Origin of the sequence: Candidatus Syntrophocurvum alkaliphilum (assembly GCF_009734445.1) — a bacterium.
GTDB classification, from domain to species: domain Bacteria; phylum Bacillota; class Syntrophomonadia; order Syntrophomonadales; family Syntrophomonadaceae; genus Syntrophocurvum; species Syntrophocurvum alkaliphilum.
Map to the genome: position 1 here is coordinate 594,339 of NZ_CP046457.1, position 17,174 is coordinate 611,512.

At 31.8% G+C, this 17,174-nt stretch carries 19 protein-coding genes; all 19 read left to right on the plus strand.

Features of this window, described 5'->3' with window-relative positions; translation table 11 throughout:
- The first annotated feature begins 4 nt into the window (after positions 1 to 4).
- Positions 5 to 1,075: a protein-glutamate methylesterase/protein-glutamine glutaminase gene (locus SYNTR_RS02880; RefSeq protein ID WP_156203109.1), complete on the plus strand. Its 1,071-nt coding sequence runs from the start codon at positions 5 to 7 to the stop codon at positions 1,073 to 1,075.
- A gap of 20 nt (positions 1,076 to 1,095) precedes the next feature.
- Complete coding sequence (locus SYNTR_RS02885) at positions 1,096 to 3,123, plus strand: chemotaxis protein CheA (RefSeq protein WP_156203110.1); 2,028 nt, start codon at positions 1,096 to 1,098, stop codon at positions 3,121 to 3,123.
- A gap of 16 nt (positions 3,124 to 3,139) precedes the next feature.
- Positions 3,140 to 3,613 carry a chemotaxis protein CheW gene (locus tag SYNTR_RS02890; RefSeq protein ID WP_243140226.1) on the plus strand — a complete coding sequence of 158 codons (474 nt, stop codon included), beginning with the start codon at positions 3,140 to 3,142 and terminating at the stop codon, positions 3,611 to 3,613.
- 15 nt (positions 3,614 to 3,628) lie between these two features.
- Complete coding sequence (locus SYNTR_RS02895) at positions 3,629 to 4,261, plus strand: chemotaxis protein CheC (protein WP_156203112.1); 633 nt, start codon at positions 3,629 to 3,631, stop codon at positions 4,259 to 4,261.
- Positions 4,254 to 4,739, plus strand: a complete 486-nt coding sequence (locus tag SYNTR_RS02900) for a chemotaxis protein CheD (protein ID WP_156203113.1) — start codon at positions 4,254 to 4,256, stop codon at positions 4,737 to 4,739. Before SYNTR_RS02895 ends, SYNTR_RS02900 begins: the two co-directional genes overlap by 8 nt.
- Entirely contained in the window at positions 4,740 to 5,513 is a 774-nt protein-coding gene (gene whiG / locus SYNTR_RS02905; protein ID WP_156203114.1) for an RNA polymerase sigma factor WhiG, read from the plus strand.
- Between the two features lie 18 nt (positions 5,514 to 5,531).
- On the plus strand, positions 5,532 to 6,950 hold the full coding sequence (locus SYNTR_RS02910) for a DUF342 domain-containing protein (RefSeq protein ID WP_156203115.1): 1,419 nt from the start codon (positions 5,532 to 5,534) through the stop codon (positions 6,948 to 6,950).
- Positions 6,951 to 6,976: 26 nt separating this feature from the next.
- On the plus strand, positions 6,977 to 7,297 hold the full coding sequence (locus tag SYNTR_RS02915) for a hypothetical protein (protein WP_156203116.1): 321 nt from the start codon (positions 6,977 to 6,979) through the stop codon (positions 7,295 to 7,297).
- Between the two features lie 4 nt (positions 7,298 to 7,301).
- Positions 7,302 to 7,997 carry a translation initiation factor IF-2 N-terminal domain-containing protein gene (locus tag SYNTR_RS02920; protein ID WP_156203117.1) on the plus strand — a complete coding sequence of 232 codons (696 nt, stop codon included), beginning with the start codon at positions 7,302 to 7,304 and terminating at the stop codon, positions 7,995 to 7,997.
- A gap of 201 nt (positions 7,998 to 8,198) precedes the next feature.
- Entirely contained in the window at positions 8,199 to 8,897 is a 699-nt protein-coding gene (gene rpsB / locus SYNTR_RS02925; RefSeq protein ID WP_156203118.1) for a 30S ribosomal protein S2, read from the plus strand.
- Between the two features lie 104 nt (positions 8,898 to 9,001).
- A complete protein-coding gene (gene tsf, locus SYNTR_RS02930) occupies positions 9,002 to 9,652 on the plus strand; it encodes a translation elongation factor Ts (protein ID WP_156203119.1) in 651 nt (216 codons plus the stop codon).
- Between the two features lie 46 nt (positions 9,653 to 9,698).
- Positions 9,699 to 10,415 carry a UMP kinase gene (pyrH, locus tag SYNTR_RS02935; RefSeq protein ID WP_156203120.1) on the plus strand — a complete coding sequence of 239 codons (717 nt, stop codon included), beginning with the start codon at positions 9,699 to 9,701 and terminating at the stop codon, positions 10,413 to 10,415.
- 6 nt (positions 10,416 to 10,421) lie between these two features.
- Entirely contained in the window at positions 10,422 to 10,979 is a 558-nt protein-coding gene (gene frr, locus SYNTR_RS02940) for a ribosome recycling factor (RefSeq protein ID WP_156203121.1), read from the plus strand.
- 90 nt (positions 10,980 to 11,069) lie between these two features.
- Positions 11,070 to 11,810, plus strand: a complete 741-nt coding sequence (locus tag SYNTR_RS02945; RefSeq protein WP_156203122.1) for an isoprenyl transferase — start codon at positions 11,070 to 11,072, stop codon at positions 11,808 to 11,810.
- 16 nt (positions 11,811 to 11,826) lie between these two features.
- Positions 11,827 to 12,624, plus strand: a complete 798-nt coding sequence (locus SYNTR_RS02950; RefSeq protein ID WP_156203123.1) for a phosphatidate cytidylyltransferase — start codon at positions 11,827 to 11,829, stop codon at positions 12,622 to 12,624.
- 57 nt (positions 12,625 to 12,681) lie between these two features.
- Positions 12,682 to 13,797, plus strand: coding sequence for a sporulation integral membrane protein YtvI (gene ytvI, locus SYNTR_RS02955; protein WP_156203124.1), 1,116 nt, complete (start codon positions 12,682 to 12,684; stop codon positions 13,795 to 13,797).
- On the plus strand, positions 13,797 to 14,945 hold the full coding sequence (locus SYNTR_RS02960; RefSeq protein ID WP_156203125.1) for a 1-deoxy-D-xylulose-5-phosphate reductoisomerase: 1,149 nt from the start codon (positions 13,797 to 13,799) through the stop codon (positions 14,943 to 14,945). Before ytvI ends, SYNTR_RS02960 begins: the two co-directional genes overlap by 1 nt.
- A gap of 17 nt (positions 14,946 to 14,962) precedes the next feature.
- Positions 14,963 to 15,994 carry an RIP metalloprotease RseP gene (gene rseP / locus SYNTR_RS02965; RefSeq protein WP_156203126.1) on the plus strand — a complete coding sequence of 344 codons (1,032 nt, stop codon included), beginning with the start codon at positions 14,963 to 14,965 and terminating at the stop codon, positions 15,992 to 15,994.
- Between the two features lie 4 nt (positions 15,995 to 15,998).
- A complete protein-coding gene (ispG, locus tag SYNTR_RS02970) occupies positions 15,999 to 17,051 on the plus strand; it encodes a flavodoxin-dependent (E)-4-hydroxy-3-methylbut-2-enyl-diphosphate synthase (protein WP_156203127.1) in 1,053 nt (350 codons plus the stop codon).
- Positions 17,052 to 17,174: the final 123 nt, after the last annotated feature.

Sequence of the window (17,174 nt, forward strand, 5' to 3'; positions counted from 1 at the left end):
ATCTATGAACAAAATTAAAGTTCTAGTAGTTGATGATTCTGCCTTTATGAGGAAAGTTATTTCCGATATTATAAACAGCTATCCTGATATGGAAGTAATAGAAAAGGCTAGGGATGGTAATGATGCACTTCAAAAAATTGAAACATTCTCTCCAGATGTAGTAACTATGGATGTAGAGATGCCCAAACTTGATGGTTTATCAGCCTTAAAAAATATTATGGATACTAATCCAGTACCTGTAATAATGCTTAGCAGTTTAACTCAAAATGGAGCAGAGCAAACTGTAAAAGCATTACAATTTGGAGCAGTTGATTTTATACCCAAACCTTCAGGTTCAATATCACTAGATATTGAAAAGGTTAAAGATGATATAATTTCAAAAATTAGAATTGCGGCAGGTGCTAAAAGAAAATTACAGAATTTAAATATAAATCACGACTTAAATAGTATAGTTAAAATTAAACCCCCAACGAAAAAAATAGATTATAAAAAGCAGTTAAAAAAACTTATAGTTATGGGAACTTCAACAGGAGGACCTAAAGCACTTCATGAAGTGTTGCCTAAAATTCCAGTAAACATAGATGCGGCTATACTTATAGTTCAACATATGCCTCCTGGATTTACCAAATCCCTTGCAGATAGATTAGACATTCTATCTCAAATAAAGGTTAAAGAAGCTGAACATGGAGAAAAGGTTATACCGGGTTGTGCTTATATAACACCCGGTAATTATCATTTAAATGTTGAAAGCATTTATAACCAAATTAAAAAAGACTTAATTATAAATTTAAACCAAAATAATCCGATTAAAGGGCACAGACCATCGGTAGATGAAATGTTATTATCAGTAACCAAACATTTCTGGTCAGATATTATATGTGTAATAATGACTGGAATGGGAAGTGATGGTTCGAAGAATTTACATCTAATAAAACAAAAAGGTGGTAAGGTAATAGCAGAACATCAGTCAACCTGTATTGTGTACGGTATGCCTAAAGCAGCTATACAAACAGGAAACGTAGATAGTATAGTTCCACTTGAAGATATAACTAAAGAAATTATAAGTATGATTTAATACACTTAGGAGGTGGTTGTATGAATATGGATATGTCCAAATATTTAGATGTTTTTCTAGAAGAAAGCCAAGAGCATTTGCAAGTTTTGAATGAAAAATTACTTGAATTAGAAAAAACAAAAGAAAATCCATCAGCTATAGATGCTGTATTTAGATCAGCTCATACACTAAAAGGAATGTCTTCTACAATGGGCTTTGAAGATTTAGCTGATCTTACACACCATATGGAAAATGTGTTATCGGATTTAAAGGATGGATTGCTTGAAGCAAACTCTTTTGTAATCGATGCCCTTTTTCAATGTTTAGATAGAATCCAGGTTATGATTGAAAATATTGAATTAGAGGAAAAATCGAATTTAGACAATAGCGACCTTATAAAGGTTCTTCAAAACATAAAAGCAGGTGATATAGAGGCTGCTGCGGTAATTGAAAAAGAAACTAAAGAAGAAAGTGGTAAAGAATCTAAAAAATTAAATATTCAAGAATCAGAGTTAGATCTTAATGATTACGATATAACAATTTTTAGGGAAGCAGCAACTTTAAACTTTAATACCTTTTATATAAAAGCAAAAGTAGATGAAAAATGTTTAATGAAATCTGTACGCACATTTATGGTTTTTAAGGCGATAGAAGAAGATGGTGAAATTGTAAAATCAATACCTTCTGCTCAAGATTTAGATGAAGGTAAATTTGACACTGAATTTCAATTATTTGTAATAACTTCTACTTCCATTGATGTATTAATGGATCGTATTAATAAAATATCTGAAATAGAAGTAATAGCAATTAATGATATAAATGTAAGTTTACTAGAAGCAAGTTCTAAAGCAATTCCTCGAAATAACACCTTTGAGGAAAAGGAAGCTAATGATTTTGAAGCAGTTAGCAATAAAAGTAATAGAACCAAACAAACTGTTAGAGTTGATATTGATAGGTTAGATAATTTAATGAATTTAGTTGGCGAACTGGTTATGCACAAAGGAAGACTTGAGCAGATTGGTGCTAACAAAAGAGTTCCTGATTTAAATGAGACAATAGAACAAATAGATAGAGTTAGTGCTGATTTACAGTCTGTAGTTATGAAAGTAAGAATGGTTCCTATTGAACAAGTGTTTAATAGATTTCCACGTATGGTTAGGGATTTAGCTAAAGAACTCAATAAAGACGTAGATTTTATTGTAGAAGGAAAGGAAACTGAACTTGATAGAACAGTTATAGATGAAATAGGTGACCCATTAGTACACATATTAAGAAATGCTGTTGACCATGGCCTTGAACCGCCTGAAGTTAGAGTAGAAAAAGGAAAGTCTATAAGCGGTACAATATGGTTGAAAGCAAAGCATGAGGGAAACCATGTTTATATTGAGGTGGAAGATGATGGTAAAGGAATTAATCATGAAAAAATATTAAGAAAAGCAATCGAAAAAGATATAATTACACAATCTGAGGCTACGCAACTTAAAAACGAGGAAATAGTTAACTTACTATTTTCATCTGGCTTTAGTACTGCAGAAGATATAACAGACATATCTGGTAGAGGGGTAGGATTAGATGTAGTACGTTCTAAAATAGAAGCTTTAAATGGAGAGATTTTCTTAGAATCTGTAGCTGGTAGAGGGACTAAATTTAAAATTAAACTTCCATTAACTTTAGCAATTATTCAAGCATTAATGGTTTCTATTAAAGAAGAAATATATGCTATACCATTAAGTTCGGTAGATGAAACAACCCTAATAACTAAAAATGATATAAAAATGATACAAAACCAAGAAGTGGTAATGCTTAGAGGACATGTTTTACCATTATATAGATTAGGTGATTTGTTAGAAGTCCCTAATATTGAAACCAATGATGATGAAATGTATGTTGTTGTTGTTAGAAAAGCTGATAAACAAATAGGATTGGCTGTTGATACTTTAATTGGGCAACAAGAGATAGTTATCAAATCTTTGGGTAAAGTTCTTGCTGGTATACCAGGATTAGCTGGTGCAATAGTATCTGGGGATGGTAATGTTAGATTGATTCTAGATATAACTACTTTAATATAATATGGAGGTGTGCCACTTGGAATCGGTTAATATTAACAAGGAAGATTTAAATAGTTTTGAAGACGAACTGCAAGTTGTTGCTTTCAATTTAGGTGAAGAAGAGTATGCAGTTAATATATTATATGTTCTTGAAATAAATAGGTTATTAAATATTACTAGGGTTCCTAGGTCTAATCGGATTGTTGAAGGTGTTATGAATTTAAGAGGTAATATTATTCCAATAATTAATCTATATAAAAAGTTCGATATAGAATCGAAAGGCAATGAAGAAGAAAAAAGGATTATAGTTTTTAACTATGATGGAGTTAAAATCGGCATTATTGTTGATGGTGTATCCGAAGTTTTACGACTAAACAAAGAAAATATAGAAGAAACTACCAAAGTTTATAACTCAATGAATGCTGAGACTATTGAAGGTGTTGCTCATATAGGTGATAGATTAATTATATTACTTGATATAGAAAAAGTTATTGAAATAGATGAAAAATAATTGGGGTGGAGTATTATGACTCGAGATTATAATGAACTATCAGGTTTAGAGATTGATGCATTAAAAGAAATAGGAAATATTGGTGCTGGAAATGCTGCAACAGCGCTTGGTCAGATGGTAAATGACAAAATTGACATGAGTGTTCCTAATGTAAACATACTTCCTTTTCAAAGTGTACCTGATTTAATTGGTGGAGCAGATTCCCATGTTGTTGGAGTATTTTTTAATGTTTCAGGCTCTGCTCCAACTAATATAATCTTTGTTTTACCTATTGAAAAAGCTTCCTTACTAATTGATATGCTTATGGGAAGGCCTGTTGGGCAGACACTTAAAGAACAACTTGATGATATGGAAATATCAGCAATGATGGAATTAGGAAATATTATAGCTGCAACATATTTAAATGCGCTAGGTATGTTTACTCAGTTAGATTTTTCACCATCTGTACCGGCAATAGGTATAGATATGGCTGGAGCAATTGTTGATGCTGTATTAGCTCAATTTGGTGAAGTGGCAGATCATGTTTTAGTATTAGAAACTAATTTTAAAAAAGATGAAAAGGATGTTGTAGGGCATTTCTTTTTACTTCCGGAGCCAGGATCGTTAGATACCATCTTATCAGCACTTGGGGTGAGCTTAAATGAGTAAAATTATACAGGTGGGTATGGCTGATTTTGACATTGCTAAAAAACCCGATAAACTTATGACTGCAGGATTAGGGTCTTGTATTGGTATATGTGTTTTTGACAAGTCTGCTAAAATAGGTTGTTTAGCTCATATAATGTTGCCATCCAGCCTGGATTCCAAAAAAGTATTAAATAAAGCTAAGTTTGCTGATACTGCAATAGAAATGGCTTTGGAGGAAATGAATAAAATGGGTTGCAATACCACAATGCTTACAGCAAAAATTGCAGGTGGTGCACAAATGTTTAAGTTTTCTGGTGAAAGTGACATAATGAAGATAGGGAAACGTAATGCTCAAGCTGTGGAGGAAAACCTAAAAAAACATGGAATAAAAATAGTATCTAAAGATACAGGTGGCAATTATGGTCGCACTATTATTTTTAATGTTGAAACAGGAGATTTATTTGTAAGAACTATAGGACATGGGGAGCGAACAATATAAATGAGTAGTAGCGAATTAAGCCTTCTTTGGGAAAAATATAAAGACCATGATGATTTAGAGGCTAGAGACAAACTTATAATACATTATGCACCTATGGTTAAATATGTAGCTAATAGACTAGCTATTAATCTTTCATCTGTTGTAGAAACAGATGAACTAATCTCTTATGGTATAGAGGGTTTAATTGATGCTATAGAAAGATATGATCATACAAGAAATATTAAATTTGAAACTTATGCAGTGACTCGTATAAGGGGTTCAATGATAGATGGATTACGTTCAATGGACTGGGTACCAGTTTCTATCAGACAAAAGAGTAAAGAATTAGAAAAAGTTTATACTAAGCTTGAAGCTAAGCTTGGCAGATCAGCTACTGATGAGGAAGTTGCAAAAGAAATGGGGATAAGTGTAGATGACCTACATCAATTATTAAAAGATGTTGCATCTACTACGATAATATCATTAGATGATTTTATTACAGGTGATGAAGAGGATAATAAAAAAAGAATTATTGATATGCTTGAGGATAATAATTCTACAGGCACGGTTGAGCTAGTAGAATTTAGAGAAATAAAAGATATTTTAGCCAAATCAATTACTAAACTTCCTGAAAAAGAAAAAACAGTTATTTACTTGTATTACTATGAGGGTTTAACTCTTAAAGAAATTGGAGCAGTATTAACTTTATCAGAATCTCGAATATCACAGCTTCATACCAAAGCTATTCTTAGGTTGAGAGGGAGTTTAAGCAAGAAAAAACAATTACTTTTTTAAAAAAGAGAGGTGGACCTGATGACAGATAATGAAACAAATAGCAATGTGAAAGTTGATGGTCAAGTTAAAGTAATTGTCGATCGTGAAAAACTTAATGCATATATTGAAGTAACCCCTCCATTAGGGGACGGTAAACCTTGCGAGTATGAAGATGTAATAAATACTTTAAATGAAAATTCGGTTGTATATCAACTTAAAAAGGAAAAAATTAAAGAAGCTCTTAAAAAAGAAAATTGGAACAAACGGATTCACATATCTCAAGGAAAACCTCCTGTCAACGGTAAAGATGCTATTATTACATATAAATTCCCTCTTCCTTGGGAAAGAATAGCTAAACCCAAAATAGATGAAAAAGGAAAAGCAAATTATCAGGATTTAGATTTAATACACAACGTAAAAACAGGTGATTTGTTAGCAGCACGAACACCACCTGATGAAGGTAATCCAGGTATAGATGTATATGGCAATGAAATTAAACCAAAACCAGGGAAAGATAAATTATTACCTAGAGGTAAAAATACTGTTTGTGATAAAGAAGAGTTAATATTATATGCGTCTGCGGCTGGACATGTTACTATGATAGATAATAAGGTAGTAGTTAAGCCTATATATGAACATGATGGAGATGTAGATTATTCTTCTGGAAATATAGAATTTGTTGGCAATGTAGTTATAAGGGGCAATGTGAATAGTGGCTTTACTGTCAAGGCAGAGGGAGATATTGAGATATATGGGTTTGTTGAAGGGGCGCAAATACTAGCAGAAGGTAGTATATATATAAAAGGTGGAATAACAGGAGGAATAAGAGGATATATAAAAGCAGGTGAAAACATATATGCTAGATTTGCAGAAAATTCACGTTTAGATGCTGGACGCGATATATATATTCGTGATGCAATAATGCAATCTTCGGTTAAAGCAGGAGGGAGCATAAAGGTTGTTGAAAGAAGGGCTACCATAGTTGGAGGTAATATTCAGGCGTCACAGGAAATTGAAGCTAAATTTATTGGATCACAAATAGGTACACAAACAATAATTAATGTAGGTATAAAGCCAGAATATAGGCAGGAATATCAGGAATTAATAAAAAATAGAAATGAAAAGAAAAAGGTTTTTGATCACTTATCACATAATTTACAGATATACCAGAAGCGAGGTATTTCACCTGAAAATTTAACTGAGAAAAAGCGTTTAACATTAATTAAAATGTTAGATGAGTTGAAAAAAAGTAAACAAGAATTGACTAATATGGATAAAAGAATAGCGATATTAGAAGAAGAATTTAAAAATATTAATAACGCAAAAGTTAAAGCAACAGAAGTTGTTTATCCCGGTGTTAAAATTTATATTGGTCAATCTATATATTTAGTAAATGATGAAATCAAGTATTCTCAATTTATTTTAGAGAATGGTGATGTTGTTATTTCACCACTATAATTAAAAGATTGGGGGGGACTTAAAAAATGACAATTAGAAGTACTGATATGCAGGTCCTCATTCAAAGAGTTGGTGATGTAGCAAGGATACAACAAACTCAGCAACAAGAACAATCTAATAGACAACAAGAATTTATAAATCAAATAAATCAGCAAAAAGAAAAAGATAGCAAAACTACTAATAAGCCAATAAAACCAGAATCTGCACATATTAACGATAAAGAAGAAAAGAAAAATAAAAAAAATAAGCGTAAAAAAGAAAAAAATAAAAAGGAAAATGATGAAAAAAAGGAGAATAAAGAAGAATTGGTATCAGAAAAAGGTAATAATATAGATGTAAAAATATAAGTAGGTGATAACAATTACAAATGTACTAATGCTAATATCTGTTCTTCTTTTAGTCATTACAATTTTATCAATATATATTCATAAGCAGTATTTGGAAAATTTTAAAAATGAAGTGCAAGATATCGTGAATGAAGGAAAAGATATTCAAGAAAACTTGGAAAAAATATTGGATCAATCACTTGATGTTTCGCAGACTATTTTGGATCGAGTAGAAATGTCCAACCTAGCAAGTGATAAAAATACTCAACCTCTACAGTCTAATGAAAAAGGACAAAAAATAAATTCAAATAAAAGTAATTCTAATAAAATACGTGTTTACCAACTTGCAAAAGAATTAAACATGACTAGTAAAGAAATGGTTAATAGGCTTAACCAATTAGGATTAAAAATAAACAATCATATGAATATTTTAGAAGAGGAGAAAGCTAACTGGGTAAGAGATATATTAAAAATAAATGAAGAAATGAATAAAAATACTAACAGTAATAAGAGTAATATTAGTTTATTTTTAAAAAGAAATGATAAAAATATAATTGATGTAAATCATTTAGATGAGTTAAAAGCAGTTGATCCATATATTGCAGTTAAAACTCTTAATGAAAAAGGCTATGACATTAAAGAAATTGCTCAATTATTAGGCAGGGGTCAAGGTGAAGTTAGTTTGATATTAAATCTTAATAAAACGAAGAAAGCATTATAAGTCGAAGAGTATATCTTCGACTTTTTTGGTGTAAAATGCTTTTAGATACTTTGTATTATTGCAAAGCCTTTAACCATATGGTATATTAATTTTTGGTAATTACACACGCTACAGAGTTTAAGGAAAGTGCTGTTACAGAAGTAACAGTCTCCAAAAATGATGAAGTAGCGGAGGAATAAAACTTAAAGGAGGTGTTAGTCTGTGTCAGTAATTACTATGAAGCAACTGCTTGAAGCAGGAGTGCATTTCGGACATCAGACAAGACGTTGGAACCCTAAAATGTCGACTTATATTTATATGGAGAGAAACGGCATTTACATTATTGATTTGCAGCAAACAGTAAAAAAATTTGAAGAAGCTTATACATTTGTTAAAAATGTAGCTGCAGAGGGCAAGGGAGTATTATTTGTTGGTACTAAAAAACAAGCCCAGGAAACAATTAAAGAGCAAGCTGAAAGGTGTAGTATGTACTATGTAAACCAGCGTTGGCTAGGTGGGATGCTTACTAACTTTAAAACCATTAGAAAGCGAGTCTATCGTCTTAAGGAACTTGAAAAGATGGAAGAGGATGGCATGTTTGAAGTTTTAACCAAGAAAGAAGTTGCAAGGTTAATAAACGAAAGAGAAAGGTTAGAACGTTTCCTCGGTGGTATAAAAGATATGGACAAACTCCCAGGTGCTGTTTTTGTAGTAGATCCAAGAAAAGAAAGAATCGCTGTAGCTGAGGCTCGAAAGCTAAATATTCCTGTTATAGCTATAGTTGATACTAATTGTGATCCGGATGAGGTTGATTATGTAATTCCAGGTAATGATGATGCTATCAGAGCTGTAAAATTAATGTCATCAAAAATAGCTGATGCTGTAATAGAAGGCCAACAGGGAGAGCAAACAGCCGAGTAAGTAGAAAAGGGGTGAAGGGTTTTCCTGTACGCCCCTTTTTTGTGAAACTTACTATTGTTTAAAAATACATTTTATAATTACTTTTACATAAGGAGGTAAATATTGTGGTAAGTGCGCAATTAGTAAAGGAACTACGAGAAAGAACCGGTGCAGGTATGATGGATTGCAAAAAAGCCTTAGTAGAAACTAATGGTGATATTGAAAAAGCTATTGATGAATTAAGAACTAGAGGGCTTGCAAAGGCTGCTAAAAAATCAGGCAGAGTAGCAAGTGAAGGGCTTGTAACTTCATATATTCATGGTGGTGGACGTATTGGAGTATTAGTAGAAATAAATTGTGAAACAGATTTTGTTGCTAAAAACGAAGATTTTAAAAACTTAACTCGTGATATAGCTATGCAAATTGCAGCTTCTAATCCAGATTATATTTCTCGTGAAGAAGTTCCACAAGAAGATATAGATAGAGAAAAGGAAGTACTTAAAGCTCAAGCGATTGAAGAAGGGAAACCCGAAAAAGTCATAGAGAAGATGGTAGAAGGTCGAATAGAAAAATTCTTTAAAGAAAGATGTTTATTAGAACAGGCGTATATAAAAGATCCAGATACAACTGTTCAGGACTTAATTCATACAAGTATTTCCAAAATAGGAGAAAACATTAACATTAGACGTTTTGCTCGTTATGAAGTTGGAGAAGGCATTGAAAAAGAAGAAACAGATTTTGCCTCAGAAGTAATGTCACAAATAAAGTCTGAATAAACATAACTGTATAAAGCAAACAAGGTCATTCTCAGGAGGTAATAAATTGCAAAATCCCAAATATAATCGTATTGTTCTCAAACTTAGCGGAGAAGCTTTAGCTGGTAATAAAGGTTATGGAATAGAACATGATATATTAGCCTCTATTGCCAACCAAGTTGTTGAAGTAGTCAAGTTAGGAGTTCAAGTATCTGTAGTAGTAGGAGGAGGCAATATTTGGCGAGGAGTATCTGGCAGTGCCAGGGGAATGGATAGATCAACAGCTGATTATATGGGGATGCTAGCTACTGTTATTAATGCATTGGCATTACAAGATGCTCTTGAAAATGAGGGCATGGAGACTAGAGTTATGTCAGCAATTGAGATGAAAGAAGTAGCAGAACCATATATTAGGCGAAGAGCAATTAGACATCTAGAAAAGAACCGTGTTGTTATATTTGCGGCTGGTACTGGTAATCCATATTTTTCAACTGATACTGCAGCAGCTTTAAGATCAGCTGAAATTGAAGCTGATGTGATATTAATGGCTAAGAAGGTGGATGGGGTATATGATTCAGATCCACTAAACAATCCTAATGCGAAAAAATTTGAAGATTTAAAATATATAGATGTATTAAATAAGGGTTTAGGTGTTATGGATTCTACTGCTACTTCTCTGTGTATGGACAATACTATACCTGTAGTAGTGTTTGACCTAACTAAAAAGGGCAACATATATAAAGTTGTTATGGGTGAGGATATAGGTACCTATGTAGGGAGGTAATTAAAAATGATGGATGATATACTTAAAGATAGTGAAGATAGGATGAAAAAATCAATTGAACACTTAACCAAAGATTTTGCAGCGTTAAGGGCTGGTAGAGCAAATCCTGCTATGTTAGATAAAGTTATGGTAGAGTATTATGGTGAACCAACACCACTAAATCAGTTGGCTAGTATTACTGTACCAGAAGCTAGATTGTTAGTTATTCAACCGTGGGATAAAGGAAGCATAGCTGATATAGAAAAGGCTATATTAAAGTCTGATTTAGGTGTAAACCCCACTAATGATGGTAATGTAATTCGTATAGCCATACCTCAGTTAACCGAGGAAAGAAGAAAAGAATTAGTAAAAGTAGTTAAAAAAAGGGCTGAAGAAGGCAAAGTAGCAATAAGAAATATTAGAAGAGAAGCTAATGATATGTTAAAAGATACTGAAAAAGACAAGGTTATATCAGAGGATGAATTAAAAAAAGGATTAAATGATATTCAAAAAATAACAGATAAATATATTAAAGACATTGATTCCGTACTTCAAGCAAAAGAAAAAGACATTATGGAAGTTTAAGCTTGCAAAAAGTTGAATTGTTGTTTTTTAAAAAAGCAATACCCCCCACACAATGTCGGGGGTTTTGTATTTTGGGAGAGAAGGGTTCTAGTGAGCAAGAATATAAATTACCGAACAAAATTAAATTCAGAGACTTTACCCAAACACATCGCAATTATTATGGATGGAAACGGTAGGTGGGCTAAAAAAAGATTATTACCACGTACCGCAGGTCATCGTGCTGGTATGAAAAGTTTACGGAAAGTCGTTGAAACCTGTACTGAATTGAAGATACAGGTATTAACTGTCTATGCCTTTTCTACTGAAAATTGGAAAAGACCTGAAGGTGAAGTTAGTTATCTAATGGAACTTCTTGTTGAGTATTTAAACAAAGAAATAAAAGAACTTCATGACAATAATGTCAAAATTCAAATAATTGGTGATATTCAGGTACTAAACAATTCATGTAAACAAGAAATTAATCGTGCAATTTTAATGACCGAAAATAATACTGGTTTGATTTTTAATATAGCTTTAAACTATGGATCAAGAACTGAAATAATATATGCCATAAAACAAGTAGCAGAACAAATTCAAGCTAATTTAATTACTATTGATGATATAAATGAACAAATGTTGTCAAACACTTTATATACTAGCAATATTCCTGATCCGGATTTATTGATTAGGACAGCAGGTGAAATGCGTTTAAGTAATTTTCTGCTATGGCAAATAGCCTATTCAGAATTATGGATAACAGAAAAACTATGGCCAGATTTCGGAGAAAAAGACCTAATTAAAGCTATTGTTGATTACCAAAAAAGAGATCGGAGATTTGGCGGAATTAAATAGGAGTTGAGGAGAATATATGCTTAGTACGCGGATACTTACAGCTATAGTCACTATACCTATATTAACTTTTATTCTTTACCAAGGTGGAATTTACTGGACATTATTATTTGCTTTAATAGCAGCACTTGGTCTATTTGAATTTTATAACATGATTTCGAGTAAAGGTTTAGCCCCTTTATGGTTATTAGGATATTTAACAATGTTTCTCATCTTGTTTTCTAGCTATTACTTAGAATTTATAGGAATTATCATATTTATATTAATATTTACTATAGTACTATTTACTATTGTTTTTTATCCACAAAAAACCATTGGAGAGATATCATTAAGCTTATTTGGCTCAATATATATAGGTTATTTACTGCATTATGCTATTAACGTACAGACTTTAAATAATGCCTTTTGGATAATATTATTAGCTTTTATACTTACATGGGCTAGCGATGTAGGTGGTTATTTTTTTGGAAGATTATTTGGAAGAGAAAAAATTGCGCCACTATTAAGCCCTAATAAGACTTGGGCAGGAGCTATTGGGTCTATAGTTTTTTCAGTTGTAATAACAATTGGATATTTCTCTTTTGTTCCTTTAAACAATATTGAGTTCATAAATTTAATAACACTAGGTATAATTGCTAGTATAATGGCACAATTAGGTGATTTATTTATATCAAGTGTAAAAAGGTATTGCAATGCAAAAGATTCAGGTAATATCATACCTGGCCACGGAGGGGTTCTTGATAGGTTTGATAGTTTTATTTTAGTATTACCAACAGTATATTACTTTTTTACATTCTATTTGAATATGTTTATATAAATAAGAAGATTAGGTTAGTGTTAATGTATTAATTGTATTGAAAAGTGAGGGAAACATGTGGATCCTGAATTACAAAAAAGCATTAAAATATTAACTAAATTAGCTATTATTGTATTAGCTCTTTATGCTATTTTTTTACTCTTTACTTACGTCTTTCCTATAGTAGGTGATATATTAACTTTTATCCCTAATCTTATACTTCCTTTTGTGCTTGCAATAATTTTAGCAGTTTTAATTGAACCAGTAGTTCATTTTTTTGAAAATAAAACAAAAATGCGTAGAAGTTTATCTGTTTTTTTAAGCTTAACATTAGTTGTTGGTGGCTTAGTATATATTATTTCTTTGGTTATATCGGTAGTAACTAGAGAATTAATGGCCCTATATAAATTAGGTTTATCTTATTCAGATGAATTAACTTACAATATTTTAGCAGCTATAAGTGATTTTCGTCTTTTTTATCTACGATTAGATCTTCCGCCACAGGTACATACTGCAATAGAAGATAACATCGAGAATGCTATTGAAATTATCCAAACAGTAGCAGAAAGCATTATTAATAATCTTGTGAATTTACTTACAATGCTACCTAATATATTTGTTTTTATAATGATTGCAACAGTAGCTACCTTTTTTATCATGAAAGATCGTGCTATAATTAGAAAATTTATATTGCAAATAATACCATCTAATGTTAGGTCAAAGACTCGTAATATAGTTGGAGATTTATTTCGAGCATTAGTTGGTTTTTTCAAAGCTTACACAATACTTATTTCGGTAACTACTATTATTACAGTAATAGCCTTAAAATTATTAGGAGTAGACTATGTTTTAACAATTGGGATTTTAATAGGTTTACTTGATATATTACCAATATTAGGTCCGGCGTTAATATTTATTCCTTGGATAATATGGCAATTTGTTGTAGGGAATACATTTATGGGACTAAGTTTATTAATTTTGTATATAACAATATCGATAGTAAGACAATTTCTTGAGCCTAAAATAGTAGGTGATAATATAGGACTACATCCTCTAGTAACTTTAATCTCTCTTTATATAGGGTTAAGGATAGCAGGAGTTATAGGAATAATTTTAGGACCTGTAACAGTAGTAATTTTTATTGCTTGTTATCGAGCAGGATTATTTGATGGATTAATTTTGAGGAGGACATAATGCAAAAAGAAACAAATGTAGTTATTTTAGGATCTTCAGGCTCAATAGGTAAGCAAGCCTTAGAAGTAATAGATAAACATAATGAAAAATTTAATATTATTGGATTAGCAGCTAAAGACGAATTGAATATACTTACTGAGCAAGTATTAAAATACAAACCTGAATATGTTGTAATTGGGGATGAAAAGTACTATAGCGAATTAAAAAATAGAATAGATATTAATAACACTGAAATACTAACAGGGGTTAATGGAATGACTCATTTATGTGCTTTAAGCAATGTCGATATAGTAATAGTTGCTGTTAGTGGGGCAATTGGGATACTCCCAACTCTTAAGGCAATTGAAGCTGGCAAAACAATAGGATTAGCTAACAAAGAAACCTTAGTAAGTGCTGGGGATATTGTAATGCAAAAAATTAAAAATTCAAATAGTCAAATGATTCCTGTAGATAGTGAACACTCAGCTGTATATCAATGCTTACAAGGTGAAGAAAGATATTTAAAAAATATTTGGTTAACTGCATCAGGAGGACCTTTTAGAGATTATACTTATGAGCAACTTGAAAAAGTTACACTAGAGCAAGCATTGCGGCACCCTAACTGGGTAATGGGGCCAAAAATTACGATTGATTCGGCTACTTTAATGAATAAAGGGTTAGAAGTTATAGAAGCCCATCATTTATTTGATATAGATTACGAAAATATTAATGTAATTGTTCATAAGGAAAGTATTATTCATTCTATGATTGAACTGATTGATGGATCATTTATTGCTCATTTAGGTTTGCCTGATATGAGGATCCCAATACAGTATGCCTTAACTTATCCTGAAAGATTAGAATCACCCGTTAAACCTCTTGATTTTACTACTCTTAGTACATTAAATTTTGATAAACCTGATACTAAGCGTTTTCCTGCTTTAGAATTAGCATATCAAGCAGGAAAGCAAGGAGGATCAATGCCTGCTGTTTTGAATGCAGCAAATGAAATAGCAGTAGATAAATTTATAAATGGTTTTATTAAGTTTACAGAAATAAGCAAACTTGTTGAAGAGGTTATGTTAAAGCACCAATTAGTTAAAAATCCAAGTATTACTGAAATATTAGAGATTGATGCTTGGGCAAGAAATATTAGTCATGAGTTTTAAAGGGAGGCGCTAACAAAGTGACAGTTGTTATTACACTTATTATAATAGCTGTACTAATTCTTGTTCATGAACTAGGACATTTTTGGGCTGCACGTAGAGCAGGAATACAAGTACATGAATTTAGTCTAGGATTTGGATTTCAGTTATTATCAATTAATAAAGACGGTGTGGAATATTCTCTAAGGGCTATACCCTTAGGAGGATATGTCAGAATGGCTGGAATGGATCCTGATGACAATGATAATCCTAATGGATTTAACCAACGTAGACCACTAGAAAAAATAGGAGTAGCATTTGCAGGTCCATTTATGAATTTTGTGCTTGCTGCACTTATTTTTGTGATTAGTTTTACGTTTATTGGTATACCAAAACCTTTAGATACCCCTATAATTGGTGATGTATTAGAAGGGCAACCAGCTGCAACTGCAGGATTAGAAGCTGGTGATAGAGTGTTAACAATAAATGGTCTAGAGGTTAACAATTGGGAAGATTTTGTAGGAGTTATTCAAACTAGTGATGAAGGTGATTTACTAGAACTTACAGTACAAAGAAATGAAGAAGTTGTTACTCTACAAATAAGCCCTGTTATCAATGAAGCAACAAATACTCCTGTAATAGGAGTATATAGTGAACATGAATTTGAAAAACAAGGAATTGTTAATTCCATTAAATTTGGATTAGAACAAACCTATGACATGACAGTAGCCATATTAGGAGCACTAGGAATGTTATTTACCGGAGGCGCCTCAACTGATGATTTAGCTGGACCAGTAGGAATAACCATGATGATAGGTGATGCTGCGCAAGGAGGGATTGTATACCTGCTGAGTTTTACAGCATTACTAAGCATAAATTTAGGAATACTGAATCTATTGCCAATTCCAGCTTTAGACGGAAGTAGAATTGTATTTGCAGTAATAGAAGCTATCAGAGGTAGACCACTACCTCCAGAAAAAGAAGGATTTATACACTTTATAGGCTTTGTATTACTTATGACATTAATTATTGTGGTAACCTATAACGACATAATCAGATGGATTAGAGGATGATAGCATGGCTAAACATTCAAAGATTATAAAAATTGGTGATAAATTAGTTGGTGGAAATAACCCAATAGTGGTTCAATCTATGACTAATACCGATACTAGAGATGTAAGTTCTACAGTAGAGCAAATAAAACAGCTAGAAAAGGCAGGTTGCGAATTAGTAAGAGTTGCGGTAGTAGATAATGAAGCTGCTATTAGTATTAGTAAAATAAAAAAGCAAATAAAAATACCCTTAATTGCAGATATACATTTTAATTATAAATTAGCATTAAAAAGTATAGATTCTGGTGTAGATGCTCTAAGAATAAATCCAGGTAATATTGGTAGCAATGAAAAAATAAAAACAGTTGTAAAAGCATGTCAAGAACGAAAAATACCTATAAGAATTGGTGTGAATGCAGGTTCCCTAGATAAGCGTCTTTTAGAAAAGTATAATGGTGTAACCAAAGAAGCTATGGTTGAAAGTGCAATGCAAAACATAAAAATCTTAGAAGATATGAACTTTAATGATATAAAGGTTTCATTAAAAGCTTCATCTGTCAAATTAACTATTGATGCTTATCAAGAAATAGCCAAAATGATAGACTATCCTTTACATATTGGAGTAACCGAGGCAGGAACAACAGAAAGAGCATTAATTAAATCTTCCTTTGGACTAGGGATGTTACTTTATAAAGGTATAGGAGATACATTAAGAGTATCTTTAACAGATAATCCAGTAAACGAAGTATGGGCGGCATATGAGATACTTAGGATGCTTAATTTAAGAAACAAAGGCATTGAGCTTATATCATGTCCAGGCTGTGGGCGTTGTGAAATAGATTTAGTAAAAACGGCAGAACAAGTTGATAAAAAAATTAGAGATATAAATAAGACCTTAAAGGTAGCAGTTATGGGTTGTGTAGTAAATGGTCCTGGAGAAGCAAGAGAAGCTGATTTGGGTATTGCTGGAGGAAGAGGTTTTGGTTTACTATTTAAGAATGGAGAAATTATACGCAAAGTAAATAATGAAAACCTAGTGGACGAGCTATTACAAGAAATAAAACTGTATAATTATTAATTTTGATTTTGTTACAAAAAGTAACTACGAAAAACATGTTTGCTCAGCCGATTCCATAGTCTAAGTTTAGTTTTTCACAGTGAAACCAAAATTAATAATTACTTTAGTATATAAGGAGGTAGT